This is a genomic window from Yoonia litorea, assembly GCF_900114675.1.
Lineage (GTDB): Bacteria > Pseudomonadota > Alphaproteobacteria > Rhodobacterales > Rhodobacteraceae > Yoonia > Yoonia litorea.
This window is the reverse complement of record NZ_FOZM01000001.1, coordinates 797,362-811,105: the sequence shown is the minus strand read 5'-3', so window position 1 is coordinate 811,105 and position 13,744 is coordinate 797,362. Positions and strand designations below refer to the sequence as shown.

The following is a 13,744-nucleotide window of genomic DNA, read 5'->3' as shown; positions in this document are numbered from 1 at the left end:
CTCCATCTAGGGTCAAAATGCTTAGCAAAGTGTTCATAAGTGAGACGGAAATCGGGCATTACCCGTCAGATTCAGCGTCCCATCGGGGCCGTCTGCGTTCAAAAAAGGCGGAAATGCCTTCTTCTGCAGTCTCCGATTTCCATTGCGTGATCAATGCGTCAACCGACGCCGTGATCGTCTCCTGATTGATAACAGGGCCCAGTTTTCGGGCAAATGCCTTCGCCGCGGCCACAGCCTGCGGCGCGGCCCTGAGGTAGGGCGCCACCGCCGCTGCCACCGCCGCATCCAGATTTTCAGCGGCAACACAAGTGCTCACGATCCCCAGCGACTGCGCCTCAGCGGCATCAAAAATCCGCCCAGACATGAAGACCTGCCGCGCCTTCGCTTCACCCATGCGCGCCAGCACATATGGCCCGATCGTGGCCGGGATCAGGCCAAGCCGCACCTCTGTCAGCCCGAAGCGCGCTTGCGCATCCGCAATCACCTGATCACAGACACATGCCAGCCCCACGCCGCCACCAAAGGCATTGCCCTGCACCCGACCGATCACCGGTTGCGGCAAGGTATTGAGCGCAAATAGCATCTGCGCCAGCGACGTCGCCGCTGCGCGTTTCACGCTGTCGTCGCCCCGCATCTGGTCCTGCATCCAGCCAAGATCGCCGCCAGCACAGAAAGAGGCCCCCGCTCCTGTCAGCACGACCACACGGATATCGTCTCTCGCCGCGATGTCTTTCGCGGCATCCGCCAGCCCGTCGATCATCGCCTGCGACAGTGCGTTGTGCTTGTCAGCGCGGTTGAGGGTGAGCGTCGCGACACCGCGCGCATCAACTGTCAGATCAATCATCGCATTGCCCTCGCCATCTCGGCGGCCTGCCCGATCAGGTCCCGATCAACCCCGGTTTCAAACCCGCGCTCAGCCATCAGATCGAGCACAGCCTCCGTCGCCACATTGCCCGGTGCACCGGGCGCATAGGGACATCCCCCCAAACCGCCCACCGCCGCATCAAAGGCACGCAACCCCAGATCAAGGGCCGCCTCAATATTCCCAAGCGCCTGTCCTGCGGTATCGTGGAAGTGTCCCGCAAGATCATCCACCGGCACAACGGCGCGCACCGCCTCGATCATGCGGGCCACGCGCCCCGGTGTTCCCTTGCCAATGGTGTCGCCCAACGACACGGGCATTGCCGCCACCTCACGCAAGCGCCCAACCACATCGGCCACCTGATCGGGCGACACCGGTCCGTCGAACGGGCAATCCGTCACGCAAGAGACATAGCCCCGCAGATGTACACCCGCCGCGCCAGCCGCCTCTGCGACGGGGCGCAAAAGGTCAATCGACTGATTGATCGTGCAGCCCAGATTGCTTTGCGAAAACCCTTCCGAAGCTGAAATGAAAACCGCAACCGAATAGGCCACCCCATCCTGTCGTGCAGCCACGAAGCGGTCCCACCCGCGCATATTGGGCACCAGCACCGCATAGCGCACGTCCGCCACCGGCAAGGCCTGCAAAAGCGCGTCACTCTCTGCCATCTGCGGCACCCGCTTGGGGTGCACAAAACTGCCCACCTCAATCTCGTGCAGCCCCGATCGGGCCAGCAGATCAATCAGCGCCAGCTTTTCGCCCAGTGGGATCACGCGTGGCTCGTTCTGCAACCCGTCACGGGGGCCAACCTCGTGAATGCGCACAAATTCGGGCGCGGCGCCACTCATGCCTCTGGCTCCAGTGCTGCAACCAGATCGCCCGCTGCCACCTGCTGGCCTTGGGCGACAGCCACTTCGGCCAGGACACCGTCGCGCGGTGCGCGTAGCACATGCTCCATCTTCATCGCCTCTAGCACAACGAGCCTGTCACCAGCCGTGACCGCCTGCCCTGCCTTGACCACGACAGCCGTCACCAGCCCCGGCATCGGAGCCATGACTGTATCACCCCCTTCAGCCGCGGTATCCCGCGCCAGCGGATCGACAATCGCAAAGCTGTGGGTGGCCGCACCAAAGACGGTGACGTAACCGCCGTGACGCAAAGCAGGCAATCCCCACGTCCCGCCCCACCACGCTAAGGTGTCGTGCGCATCCTCCAGTGTTACGCGGCAACGGTCCGGTGCCAGCATCTCGATCTGTGGCGCATAGGTCCGACCTGCGCAATCCAGCGTGATACGCCACCGCAACGGCGCCCATAGCGAAAAGCCCTGCAAAGGCTCAGGCGTGATGCCTGCGGCTGTCACCGCCGCCACAGCGACCTCGCGTGCGGTCGGCAGAACCGCATTGCTTAGCCCGGCACCGCGCGCAGCGATCAGTCCGGTATCAAACGCAGCAGCGGCAAACCCGTCATCGCGTGCGAGCTTGCGCAAAAAATCAATGTTCGTGACTGTGCCCGCCACTTCTGTCCGGTCGAGCGCCGCGCGCAGTTTGCGCAACGCGCTGCCCCGATCAGGGCCCTGCACCGTCACCTTGGCAATCATCGGATCATACCAAGGGGAAATCTCATCCCCTGCCCGCACCCCGCTATCAATCCGCGCAAGGTCAGGGAACGACAGGTGATCAATCCGCCCGGTGGCAGGCAGGAAGCCCGCCGGGACATCCTCGGCATAAAGCCGAGCCTCGAAAGCATGACCTGTGATTTTCAGATCATCCTGAGACGCTGGCAAATCTTCGCCCGCCGCGACCCGCAACTGCCATTCCACCAGATCAACACCCGTGATCGCCTCGGTCACGGGATGCTCGACCTGCAAACGGGTGTTCATCTCCATGAACCAGAAACCGTCGGTGCGCAGCCCGTTCGCCCCGTCGACAATAAATTCAACCGTGCCAGCACCGGCATAGCCGATCGCTTCGGCGGCCCTGACGGCTGCCTCCCCCATGGCCGCGCGCACCGCGTCAGTCATCCCGGGCGCAGGCGCTTCCTCGATGACCTTCTGGTGGCGACGCTGAAGCGAGCAGTCCCGCTCGAACAGATGCACGGCTTGGGTGCCATCGCCAAAGACCTGCACTTCGATATGGCGTGGGCTCTGGATGTATTTCTCGATCAACACAGCCGGATTGCCGAACGCTGTCTTGGCTTCAGCCTGCGCCGCACTCAGGTTTTCTTCAAAATCCGATGCCGCTTCCACAAGGCGCATCCCCTTGCCGCCGCCGCCAGCGACCGCCTTGATCAGGACCGGATAGCCGATCTCGGCAGCACGGTCCGCCAGAAAGGCAGGGTCCTGCTCTGCGCCGTGATATCCCGGCACGACAGGCACACCCGCCTCGGCCATGAGCGCCTTGGCCGCATCCTTCAGCCCCATGGCACGGATCGCCTTGGCCGATGGTCCGATAAAGACCAATCCCGCCGCTTCGACGGCCTCAACGAAGTCCGGGTTTTCCGACAGAAAGCCATAGCCCGGATGAATCGCCTCCGCGCCGGTGAGACGCGCAGCTTCAATGATCAGATCGCCGCGCAGATAACTCTCTGCCACTGGTGCAGGGCCAAGATGGACAGCCTCATCCGCCATCGCGACATGCAAGGCCTGCGCATCTGCATCCGAATAGACCGCCACCGTGCGCACACCCATCGCCCGCGCCGTTTTGATCACCCGGCAGGCGATCTCGCCACGGTTGGCAATGAGGATTGTGTCAAACATGGACCACCTCCATGTCTGCACAGGTGTCTGCACAGTCGGTGTACAGCCTGTGTACAGCTTGTGTACGTGCTGTGTATGCCACTTCCATCACATCCGGAACACGCCGAAGCGTGTCTCCTCAATGGGTGCGTTCAGGGCTGCAGCCAGTGACAAGGCCAGCACCTCACGCGATTTGCGCGGGTCAATAATGCCGTCATCCCAAAGTCGCGCAGAGGCATAAAGCGGGTGTGATTGCGTGTTGAACATATCAATCGTTGGCTGTTTGAAGGCCGTTTCTTCCGCGTCCGACCACGCCCCGCCTTTGCGCTCAATCGCGTCGCGCTTGACAGTCGCCAGCACGCCCGCGGCCTGCTCGCCGCCCATGACAGAGATGCGCGAGGTCGGCCATGACCACATGAACTGCGGACTGTAAGCCCTTCCTGCCATGCCATAATTTCCAGCGCCGAAAGAGCCGCCAACAACCATCGTGATCTTCGGCACCTTGGTTGTGGCGACCGCAGTCACCATCTTGGCCCCGTGCCGCGCGATGCCTTCGTTCTCGTATTTCTGGCCCACCATGAAGCCGGTGATATTCTGCAGGAAAACCAGCGGAATCTTGCGCTGACTGCACAGTTCAACGAAATGCGCCCCCTTCTGGGCACTCTCCGAAAACAGCACCCCGTTGTTGGCGACAATCCCACAAGGCCAGCCGTCGATATGGGCGAAGCCACACACCAGCGTTTCGCCAAACCGCGCCTTGAATTCATCAAATCTTGACCCATCCGTGATACGCCTGATCACGTCGCGAATATCGTAAGGCGTGCGCAAATCTGCTGGCACCACATCAAACAGCGTCGCCGGATCAATTGCAGGAGGTTCAGAAGGTAACCGTTTGACTGAAATAGGTTTTTCTATCGCACATGAGGCGACCGCTTGCCGCGCCAATGCCAATGCATGGGCATCGTCTTCGGCCAGATAATCGGCCACGCCGGACAGACGCGTATGCACGTCACCGCCGCCCAGCGCCTCGGCAGAGACGACCTCGCCCGTTGCCGCTTTCACCAACGGGGGCCCCGCAAGAAAGATCGTGCCTTGTTCTTTGACGATGATCGACACATCGGCCATCGCCGGTACATAGGCCCCGCCCGCCGTGCATGAGCCCATAACCACGGCAATCTGCGCAATCCCCGCCGCCGACATCTGCGCCTGATTGTAGAAAATGCGACCAAAGTGATCGCGGTCAGGGAATACCTCGTCCTGATTGGGCAGGTTCGCCCCGCCGCTATCCACCAGATAGACGCACGGCAGATGACACTGCGCCGCAATTTCCTGCGCGCGCAGATGTTTCTTGACGGTCATCGGATAATAGGTGCCGCCTTTCACGGTGGCATCATTGCACACGACCATCACCTGCTGGCCATGCACCCGCCCAACGCCTGCGACCACACCGGCACAGGGGGCTGCACCACCATACATCCCGTGCGCAGCCGTAGCCCCGATCTCAAGAAACGGGCTGCCGGGGTCCAGCAAGCCTGCCACACGGTCGCGTGGCAGCATCTTGCCGCGCGCCAAATGGCGGTCGCGCACGGCCTCACCTCCGCCAGCCGCCGCCAGCGCCGCCGCATCAGAGACTTCGGCCAAAGCCGCTTCGTGTTTGGCACGGTCGGTCATGCTGTTGGCCCCTGAGGTTCCGGCAGCGCCTCACCGCGCGGGCCGACGAAATAGGTCGTGACCAGTCCAGAGGCATGGCTGCAGGTGATCACCATACGCACGCCTGCATTCGGATGCGGGGCGGCGGCGCAGTCCGTCAGTGCAGCCCCTTCCGGTGCCATTTCAAGATAGAGCGCCGCATAGCGGTTGATGATTTCGGTTTCGCTTGGCAGCTGTCCGCGCTGCCAGCCCAGATAGGCCGCATAGGCAACCAGAACGGCCACCGGCAGGAAATAGAACCACCGCATCAATTGCGCCCGCAATAGGCGGCGAATGCACCTGTTTCTGCAGTCTCGCAGGCCTCTCTGACGGAGAATTCCAGCTCCACTGCAATCAATGCGGTTTCACGCATCATGCAGGTTGCCATGGCAGAGGGTGCGGCTTCATCGCCCTGCCCTTCGGCAATCCGCAACTGACACTCAAGCGGCACGTTTGCCGTTGCCGCTGCCGGATTGGCGACCGCCGTTTGCACTGAGGCTGCCACGTCAGGACGATCATCGACCCAAGCCTGTAAACCGTCATACGTCCGGGCGATCCGCCATTCCCAGTAGGATTGCTCCAATGCCGCACAGGCCTCGCGTGCTGCGGTGCAAAGGTCGACCTCACGTCCGATGCAGTCCCGCGCGTTGCGGCCCACCAGCGCATTGGCACCCAGCGCGGCTTGTTCTTCGATACAGGCGTGCACCTCGTCAGCCGAAGCCACGACGCCATCCAACGTGAACGTGGGCAGAGGCCCGAAGTCCTGCGCTTGCACCGCGACCGGCAGGACCACTGCAAAGATCAGTTGACGCATCATGCCTTTCCACCTCATTGCGTATAGTCCCAGCGCATCTGGTTGAGCTTGATGAACTGCTGCGCTGTCTCTTCAAGCAGGCACTCGGCCTCGGCCACACCTGCCGCTGATCCGAAGGGTTTGGCGAGCGCTACAGCATTTGCGCAAACCGCATCGCGATAGGTGATCCAGGCCCGTTGCATATCCCGCAGGCCGATCAGCAAGGCACCGGACTCGTATCCAACATCCCAATCTTCTCTTTCTCGGGCAAGTCGCTGCAATTCGCGGTAGGCAGCGTTGAGCGAGTCGTCCCAAGCCTCGGCCTCGGCGAAGGTGCAGGCCGCGAGCATCATATCCGCGCCCCCGCCATGTTCTTGTGTGCAGCGGTCCGCCTCGCGCCCAACGCAGACCATCGGATCTTCCTGAATAGCGCGGCAGCGGTCGATAATGTGCGCATCCACTGTAAACTCCTGCGCGGCGGCTGGGGCGGCCAAGACCAGAAAGGTAAGGACGCGGATCATCCCATCGCTCCCATCATCTCACGTCCGACCAGCATCCGGCGGATTTCCGAGGTGCCAGCCCCGATCTCCATCAACTTTGCATCGCGAAAAATCCGCGCCACGGGCGCATCGTTCAGGAACCCAGCACCACCCATCGCCTGCACGGCCTGATGCGCCTGTTTCATTGCTTCTTCGGAGGCATAGAGGCAGCAGGCCGCCGCATCCTGACGCGTCACCGTTCCGCGGTCACAGGCGCGCGCGACCTCATAGACGTAGGCCCTCGCCGAATTCATCGCCGTATACATATCGGCGATCTTGCCTTGCATCAGTTGGAAATTGCCGATGGGTTCGCCGAATTGCTTGCGGCTTGAGATGTAGGGCATCACCTCGTCCAGACAGGCGGCCATGATCCCCAGACCGATGCCCGCCAACACCACACGTTCGTAATCAAGACCCGACATCAGGACGCGCACGCCCTTGCCCTCTTCTCCCAGCACATTCTCGAAGGGCACCTGAACATCGTCAAAGATCAGCTCTGCAGTGTTCGACCCGCGCATGCCCAGTTTGTCGAAATGCGGCGAGGTGCTGAAACCTGTCATTTCCTTTTCGATCAGGAAGGCCGTGATCCCCTTAGACCCGGCATCGGGGTCGGTCTTGGCATAGACCACCAGCGTATCGGCATCCGGCCCATTCGTGATCCAGTATTTATTCCCGTTCAGCCGGTAGTGATCATTCCGCTTTTCGGCACGCAGTGTCATCGACACCACGTCAGACCCTGCCCCTGCCTCGGACATAGCCAGCGCGCCGACGTGCTCGCCAGAGATCAGGCGTGGCAGGTATTTTGCCTTCTGCGCGTCAGTGCCGTTCAGCTTGATCTGATTGACGCACAGGTTCGAATGCGCGCCGTAGGACAGCGCGACAGAGGCGCTGGCACGCGCGATTTCCTCGATCGCAACGGTATGGGCAAGATAGCTCATACCTGCGCCGCCGTATGCGTCATCGACGGTGACGCCCAGCAAGCCCAACTCGCCCATTTCGGGCCAGAGCGCGCTTGGAAACAGGTTCTCGCGGTCAATGTCGGCCGCCATTGGTTTGACACGGGTCTGCGCCCAGTCATGCACCATGTCGCGCAAGGCGTTCACGTCCTCACCAAGATCGAACTGCATGGATGCGTGAAACATCAACGGCCTCGCATTAATTGAACGCTTGTTCAATAATAGGCGTGATGCATGACACCTGTCGAGTCATTTTTGCGCAGTGCGAGGTTACTGCGCGGCGACCTGCGACTGATAGACGGCGCCGACCTCGGCACGGATGATCCGCGCGATCAGCGCGCAATCTTCAACGCTGAAGGTCAATGGCAAACGCATATCAATGATGCCCGCAAGGATGCGGTCAGAGGCTGGCATCGGTTCCGACTGCGCATAGCGCCAACTGTCATAGCGCGAGGTGAAGCCCTTGGGCTCCGCCCCGCCGAACCACTTGAGTTCGACACCGCACGCGGCGCAGCGGTCGACCACAGCATTTACCGCCTCTTTATCCCAGTCCAGCAGCAGAAACTGGAACGATGAGGCAACGAACTGTTCTCTCTCGGGACGCGGTATCAGGCGCAGACCGGGGGTACCGGCCAGTCCTTCCTCAAGCACGCGGTAGCGTGCGTTCCAGCGCACGCCCTGCTCTTTCAGCTTGCGCAATTGCGGCCGCAGGATCGCCGCCCTCAGGTTGTCCATGCGGCCTGAGATATTCGGCGTTTCGTATTTGATCTTCGCGAACGTCGCGACCGGCGGCGCGGCGCGGTGCGCCTCGAAGAGCATGTAGCTCCCGGAAAGCATAATCGCACGGGCCATATCCTCGGCCCCGTCACAGATCAGGAACCCGCCTTCGCCGGAGTTGATGTGCTTGTAGGTCTGGGTCGAATAGCAGCCGAACCGCCCCCAGCGGCCCGAGGGGACACCATTCCACGCAGCCCCCATGGTGTGTGCGCAATCCTCGATCACATCGACACCGGCGGCATCACACATCGCCATCAGTCGTTCCATGTCGCAGATATGCCCACGCATATGGGACAGCAGCAAAACGCTGGCCTGATCCAGCTTGGCGGCGAGGTCATCAAGGTCGATCACCAGATCTTCGGTCACACCGACAAAGACCGGCACACCACCCACCGCCGCAATCGCCCCCGGCACAGGTGCCAGCGTAAAGGCATTGGTCAGCACCTTGTCGCCGTGTTTCACACCAGAGGCCCGCAGCGCCGTCGTCATCGCATAGCCACCCGAGGCCACGGCGAGGCAGTATTTCGCGCCGGTCGCGGCGGCAAACTCTTCCTCAAGCAAGGCGGTCTCGGCGATTTCGTCGCCACTGGTGTTGTAGCGGTGCAGGCGGCCGGTCTGCATGACGCGGTTGGCCGCTGCGATCCCTTCGTCTGGGATCGGCTCTTGCTGGGTAAAGCTGCCTGTGAATCGCTCTGTCATAGGTCCAATTTGCGCGTAACTTCAGGCCAGAGCATAGGGCCAGATCAGCCGATCAATCGGGCCACGACTGAGTCCAGTTCGTCGTAGCTGTCGATGGTGGCCTCTGCCTCCAACCCTAGAACTTCATCGCGCCCCGGCCCGAATGTCACCAGCACCGATGGCACACCGGCATTGCGCGAGGTATTTCTATCCGTCGCCGTATCACCGACCAGCAAGGACCGTCCGATATCGCCTCCGGCGCGGCGAACCGCCTCAAAGTGATGTTCAGGGTCAGGCTTGCGCACGGGCAGCGTATCCGCCCCGATGAGCGAGGCAAAGGCGTCGCGCACGCCAAGGCTGGTCATCAACTGCTCGGCCAAACCCTCTGGTTTATTGGTGGCAATACCCACCGCGTAACCCCCTGACAAAAGCCGCTCCACCGCGGCCATTGCACCGGGGTAAAGCACTGTGTGGGTGTCGATGGCCTGCGCATAGGCGGCAAGCAAGACAGGATACTGACGATCCACCTCTTCCTTCCCGAAGCCTTCCACACGGGAGAAACCCAAGGTCAGCATCGCGCGCCCGCCCTTCAACGCGGTTGCCGCATCTTGCGCGGGGTCCAGAAGATCACCCAACCCCAACCCGCGAAAGCAGTGGTTGGCTGCGGCGATCAGGTCGCCGCTGGTGTCGGCCAAAGTGCCGTCCAAATCGAATATCACTGCCGGTTTCATCGCTGCCTCTTTGCTAACCCTTTGGGATGGATGTAACGGGCTGTAAACTGATGTGAAGCCCCTCGCTCTTGTGATCGCGCAAAACCACAGTAGAAGTCAGGGCAAGAACGCATAACGAGGCAGCAATGGCAACCGCACTGATCATTCTTGGGGCCGGTATGGGCACCCGCATGAATTCCGACCTGCCAAAGGTGCTGCATCCGATTGCAGGCGCACCGATGCTGGTGCATGCAATGCGGTCCGGCGCGGCATTGGCACCCGAGCAGACCATTGTCGTTGCAGGCCACGGGGCCGAGGCGGTGGAAAAGGCCGCCAAGGCCTTTGACCCTGATGCTACGGTCGCACTTCAGACCGAACAACTTGGCACAGCCCATGCTGTTGCGCAGGCAAAGGACGCTCTGGCGGGGTTCGACGGGGACGCCATTGTTCTTTATGGTGACACACCCTTTATCCGGCCGGAAACGCTTGAAGCCATGATCGCGGCGCGTGCTGATCACGATGTGGTTGTCCTCGGCTTCGAGGCGGCCGATCCGGGGCGCTATGGTCGTCTGATCACCTCTGGCGACACGCTCTCGCGCATTGTCGAATACAAAGACGCGACCAAAACGGAGCGCGCCGTGACCTTGTGCAACAGTGGTGTGGTCGCCGCTGATGCAAAAACGCTCTTTGACCTGATTGACACTGTGGGCAACGAAAACGCTTCGGGCGAATATTACCTGACCGACATTGTGGGGATCGCAAATACACGCGGGCTATCGGCGACTGTCGTCACCTGCGAGGAAGCCGAAACGCTTGGCGTCAATTCCCGTGCTGAACTAGCTGGCGCAGAGGCACTTTTCCAAGCGGCGGCGCGCGAGGCGGCGATGGCGGATGGTGTGACCCTCACAGCGCCAGAGACTGTCTATTTCGCCTTTGACACCGTGGTCGGGAGGGACACGCTGATTGAACCAAACGTTGTTTTCGGCCCCGGTGTGACTGTCGAAAGCGGCGCAACCATCCGTGCCTTTTCACATCTTGAAGGGTGCCATGTGTCGCGCGGCGCGGTCGTCGGGCCATATGCCCGTCTGCGCCCCGGCGCCGAACTGTCCGAAAACGTGAAAGTCGGCAACTTCGTCGAGATCAAGAACGCGGTGCTGGATGAAGGCGCAAAGGTCAATCACCTGTCCTATATCGGGGACGCGACAATCGGCGCATCCAGCAACATTGGTGCTGGCACGATCACTTGCAACTATGACGGCGTGTTCAAGCACAAAACCACAATTGGTGCCGATGTCTTTGTCGGATCGAACACGATGCTGGTCGCCCCGGTCACGCTCGGGGACGGTGCCATGACCGGCAGCGGTTCTGTCATTACACGCGATGTGCCCGCCGGTGATCTGGCCGTGGCGCGCGCGCGTCAGGAAAACAAGGCAGGCTTTGCGACCAGACTTTTTGCCAAGCTGCGCGCCATGAAGAACAAAGGGGCTTAAGCCATGTGTGGAATTATCGGTGTCCTGGGCAATCACGAGGCCGCCCCGCTGCTGGTTGAGGCGCTCAAACGCTTGGAATACCGCGGATACGACAGCGCAGGCATTGCGACGATCCACGAAGGCAAACTTGACCGTCGCCGTGCTGTTGGCAAGTTGGTGAACCTGTCCGATGCGCTGGTCCACAATCCGTTGGCTGGCAAGTCAGGTATCGGCCACACCCGTTGGGCGACGCATGGTGCGCCCAATGAAGGCAACGCCCACCCGCACCGCGCAGGACGTGTTGCGGTGGTCCATAACGGCATTATCGAAAACTTCCGTGAACTGCGTGAGGACCTTGCGGCGCAAGGGATCGGGTTCGAGACAGAGACCGATACCGAAACCGTCGCGCTGCTGGCAAACCATTACCTCGACCAAGGCCTGTCCCCGGTTGATGCCGCCCAGGAGACGATTTCGCGGCTTGAAGGCGCCTACGCGCTTTGCTTTCTCTTTGATGGAGAACCCGATCTGATGATTGCCGCCAGAAAGGGCTCTCCTTTGGCGATTGGCTATGGTGACGGGGAAATGTTTGTAGGGTCTGACGCGATCGCACTTGCCCCTATGACCGACCAGATCAGCTATCTTGAAGAAGGTGACTGGGCCGTTGTGACCCGCTCGTCGGTAGAGATCTTCGATGCCTCAGGCGCGCCGGTCACGCGCAAGATCAAAACGATCCAGATTGATAATGCCCGCGTCGATAAAGCCGGTTTCAAGCATTTTATGGCCAAAGAAATCGCCGAGCAGCCCGTGGTGCTGCAAGGTGCCCTGTCACATTACATCACTGCAGATGGCACCGGCGTCACGCTGCCTGATCCTGGCATCGACTTTACGAAAGTCGAGCGCATGACGATGGTCGCCTGCGGCACCGCGTTTTATGCCTGCCTTGTGGCCAAATACTGGTTTGAACAGGTGGCCCAGATTCCGGTCGAAGTCGATGTCGCATCCGAGTTCCGCTACCGCGAACCACCGGTGACGCCAGGCACGGTTGCCCTCTTTGTCAGCCAGTCCGGCGAAACAGCCGATACGCTTGCCGCCTTGCGCTATATGGACGGCAAGGCCGACAAGATCGTCTCTGTCGTCAACGTGCCCGAAAGCAGCATCGCACGCGAGAGCGACCTGCCGCTGCCGATCCTGGCTGGCACAGAAATCGGTGTGGCTTCCACCAAGGCCTTTACCTGTCAGTTAACCACGCTTGCCCTTCTTGCGCTTAACGCTGCGCACGCACGCGGGCATCTGTCGCAAGAGGATCTGTCAGCCAAGCTTGCGGCCCTGACCGGCCTGCCGGGATTGATCAGCCAGGCGCTTGGCATAGAGGAAAAGTCACGCAAGATCAGCCGCAAACTCGTGGAGGCCCGAGACATTCTGTTTCTGGGACGCGGAGCGATGTATCCCCTCGCCCTTGAAGGCGCATTGAAACTGAAAGAAATCAGCTACATACACGCCGAAGCTTACGCGTCTGGAGAACTCAAGCACGGTCCCATCGCTTTGGTCGATAAACATGTGCCCGTCATTGTGATGGCCCCACGCGATGCGCTTTTCGACAAGACAGTGTCCAACATGCAGGAAGTCATGGCCCGCGGCGGCAAGGTTCTTTTGATCACTGATAAGACCGGCGCAAAGGAAGCTGGCGAAGGTGTCTGGGATACGATCACCATGCCCGAGATTGATCCGTTTTTGGCGCCGATCCTCTATGCTGTTCCGGCGCAGCTTCTGGCCTATCACACGGCGGTCGCAAAAGGCACAGATGTGGACCAGCCGCGCAATCTGGCCAAATCCGTGACGGTTGAATGATCACGGGCAAGCAGGCCATCGCCGATTTGCGCGCCTTGGGTGACGCGACGAAGGCCGCCGAAATGCACCGCTATCATAAGGTGGATCGTCCCTATCTTGGCGTTGCCAATCCTGTGATTGATGAATGTGTCAAACGTTGGCGCAATGAGGTTTCGCTTGACGAGCGGATTGCCTTGGCGAAATCCCTCTGGAAGGGAAATACGCACGAAGGACGCATTGCTGCGGCCAAACTGCTGACACAAGCGCGGATCAGACCGGAGGATCATGCCGCTTGGGCGTTGATCGTGTCATGGGTGCCAGAATTTGATGCCTGGGCCATCGCTGATCATGCCAGCATCGCAGGGCAGAAACGGCTGGTGGCCGATCCCTCACGCCTTGAGACCGTGGAAGGCTGGACCACCTCGGATCATATGTGGACGCGGCGCGCAGCACTTGTGATGACCCTGCCATGGACCAAGCAAAACCACCCCAAAGCCGACGACATCGCCATTCGCGAGCGTGTTTTGGGATGGGCTGCGGGGTATGTGGAGGATCAGGAATGGTTTATCCAGAAAGCCATCGCTTGGTGGCTCCGTGAACTGTCCAAACACGACCCAGACCGCGTTCGCGCTTTTCTTGATACGTATGGCGAAAGGCTGAAACCCTTCGCCCGCAAGGAAGCCGCAAGAAAACTGCCCTGACGGCTGCGC

The 13,744-nt window shown here is 60.8% G+C and carries 13 protein-coding genes; 3 read left to right on the top strand and 10 right to left on the bottom strand.

Annotation, left to right across the window (positions count from 1 at the left end):
• Positions 1–58: 58 nt before the first annotated feature.
• The 10 genes from BM316_RS04250 to BM316_RS04205 all read right to left on the bottom strand — a co-directional run bounded on the left by BM316_RS04250 (position 59) and on the right by BM316_RS04205 (position 9,759).
• Positions 59–844, bottom strand: a complete 786-nt coding sequence (locus BM316_RS04250) for a crotonase/enoyl-CoA hydratase family protein (protein WP_090204386.1) — start codon at positions 842–844, stop codon at positions 59–61.
• Positions 841–1,710 (bottom strand): hydroxymethylglutaryl-CoA lyase, encoded by an 870-nt coding sequence (locus BM316_RS04245; RefSeq protein ID WP_090204384.1) that lies wholly within the window; start codon positions 1,708–1,710, stop codon positions 841–843. Before BM316_RS04245 ends, BM316_RS04250 begins: the two co-directional genes overlap by 4 nt.
• The gene (locus BM316_RS04240; protein WP_090204382.1) at positions 1,707–3,617 is read right to left on the bottom strand and encodes an acetyl-CoA carboxylase biotin carboxylase subunit; all 1,911 of its coding nucleotides are present in this window, start codon (positions 3,615–3,617) and stop codon (positions 1,707–1,709) included. The genes BM316_RS04245 and BM316_RS04240 overlap by 4 nt, the downstream gene beginning before the upstream one ends.
• A gap of 87 nt (positions 3,618–3,704) precedes the next feature.
• Complete coding sequence (locus tag BM316_RS04235; RefSeq protein ID WP_090204379.1) at positions 3,705–5,267, bottom strand: carboxyl transferase domain-containing protein; 1,563 nt, start codon at positions 5,265–5,267, stop codon at positions 3,705–3,707.
• The gene (locus BM316_RS04230; protein WP_242649742.1) at positions 5,264–5,554 is read right to left on the bottom strand and encodes a hypothetical protein; all 291 of its coding nucleotides are present in this window, start codon (positions 5,552–5,554) and stop codon (positions 5,264–5,266) included. The genes BM316_RS04235 and BM316_RS04230 overlap by 4 nt, the downstream gene beginning before the upstream one ends.
• Positions 5,554–6,102: a hypothetical protein gene (locus BM316_RS04225; protein WP_090204373.1), complete on the bottom strand. Its 549-nt coding sequence runs from the start codon at positions 6,100–6,102 to the stop codon at positions 5,554–5,556. The genes BM316_RS04230 and BM316_RS04225 overlap by 1 nt, the downstream gene beginning before the upstream one ends.
• 11 nt (positions 6,103–6,113) lie before the next feature.
• Entirely contained in the window at positions 6,114–6,599 is a 486-nt protein-coding gene (locus tag BM316_RS04220) for a lysozyme inhibitor LprI family protein (RefSeq protein ID WP_090204370.1), read from the bottom strand.
• Positions 6,596–7,759, bottom strand: coding sequence for an isovaleryl-CoA dehydrogenase (locus BM316_RS04215; protein ID WP_090204367.1), 1,164 nt, complete (start codon positions 7,757–7,759; stop codon positions 6,596–6,598). Before BM316_RS04215 ends, BM316_RS04220 begins: the two co-directional genes overlap by 4 nt.
• An 84-nt stretch (positions 7,760–7,843) precedes the next feature.
• Positions 7,844–9,049, bottom strand: coding sequence for a DegT/DnrJ/EryC1/StrS family aminotransferase (locus BM316_RS04210; RefSeq protein WP_090204365.1), 1,206 nt, complete (start codon positions 9,047–9,049; stop codon positions 7,844–7,846).
• 44 nt (positions 9,050–9,093) lie between these two features.
• The gene (locus BM316_RS04205; RefSeq protein ID WP_090204362.1) at positions 9,094–9,759 is read right to left on the bottom strand and encodes an HAD hydrolase-like protein; all 666 of its coding nucleotides are present in this window, start codon (positions 9,757–9,759) and stop codon (positions 9,094–9,096) included.
• A gap of 125 nt (positions 9,760–9,884) precedes the next feature.
• On the opposite strand from BM316_RS04205, the gene glmU reads away from it, so the two are divergent.
• Genes glmU through BM316_RS04190 form a run of 3 tightly spaced genes read left to right on the top strand, consistent with a single transcriptional unit; the run spans position 9,885 to position 13,735 of the window.
• Positions 9,885–11,228 carry a bifunctional UDP-N-acetylglucosamine diphosphorylase/glucosamine-1-phosphate N-acetyltransferase GlmU gene (gene glmU, locus BM316_RS04200; RefSeq protein ID WP_090204359.1) on the top strand — a complete coding sequence of 448 codons (1,344 nt, stop codon included), beginning with the start codon at positions 9,885–9,887 and terminating at the stop codon, positions 11,226–11,228.
• A gap of 3 nt (positions 11,229–11,231) precedes the next feature.
• Positions 11,232–13,055, top strand: coding sequence for a glutamine--fructose-6-phosphate transaminase (isomerizing) (gene glmS, locus BM316_RS04195; protein WP_090204356.1), 1,824 nt, complete (start codon positions 11,232–11,234; stop codon positions 13,053–13,055).
• Positions 13,052–13,735, top strand: a complete 684-nt coding sequence (locus BM316_RS04190) for a DNA alkylation repair protein (protein WP_090204353.1) — start codon at positions 13,052–13,054, stop codon at positions 13,733–13,735. The genes glmS and BM316_RS04190 overlap by 4 nt, the downstream gene beginning before the upstream one ends.
• Positions 13,736–13,744: the final 9 nt, after the last annotated feature.

Bases quoted from the DNA above. Each gene is read 5' to 3' on its own strand.
- BM316_RS04205 (WP_090204362.1), bottom strand. From the start codon at position 9,759: ATGAAACCGGCAGTGATATTCGATTTGGACGGCACTTTGGCCGACACC.
- glmS (WP_090204356.1), top strand. From the start codon at position 11,232: ATGTGTGGAATTATCGGTGTCCTGGGCAATCACGAGGCCGCCCCGCTG.
- BM316_RS04250 (WP_090204386.1), bottom strand. From the start codon at position 844: ATGATTGATCTGACAGTTGATGCGCGCGGTGTCGCGACGCTCACCCTC.
- BM316_RS04215 (WP_090204367.1), bottom strand. From the start codon at position 7,759: ATGTTTCACGCATCCATGCAGTTCGATCTTGGTGAGGACGTGAACGCC.
- BM316_RS04210 (WP_090204365.1), bottom strand. From the start codon at position 9,049: ATGACAGAGCGATTCACAGGCAGCTTTACCCAGCAAGAGCCGATCCCA.
- BM316_RS04190 (WP_090204353.1), top strand. From the start codon at position 13,052: ATGATCACGGGCAAGCAGGCCATCGCCGATTTGCGCGCCTTGGGTGAC.
- BM316_RS04220 (WP_090204370.1), bottom strand. From the start codon at position 6,599: ATGATCCGCGTCCTTACCTTTCTGGTCTTGGCCGCCCCAGCCGCCGCG.
- BM316_RS04240 (WP_090204382.1), bottom strand. From the start codon at position 3,617: ATGTTTGACACAATCCTCATTGCCAACCGTGGCGAGATCGCCTGCCGG.
- glmU (WP_090204359.1), top strand. From the start codon at position 9,885: ATGGCAACCGCACTGATCATTCTTGGGGCCGGTATGGGCACCCGCATG.
- BM316_RS04245 (WP_090204384.1), bottom strand. From the start codon at position 1,710: ATGAGTGGCGCCGCGCCCGAATTTGTGCGCATTCACGAGGTTGGCCCC.
- BM316_RS04230 (WP_242649742.1), bottom strand. From the start codon at position 5,554: ATGCGGTGGTTCTATTTCCTGCCGGTGGCCGTTCTGGTTGCCTATGCG.
- BM316_RS04235 (WP_090204379.1), bottom strand. From the start codon at position 5,267: ATGACCGACCGTGCCAAACACGAAGCGGCTTTGGCCGAAGTCTCTGAT.
- BM316_RS04225 (WP_090204373.1), bottom strand. From the start codon at position 6,102: ATGATGCGTCAACTGATCTTTGCAGTGGTCCTGCCGGTCGCGGTGCAA.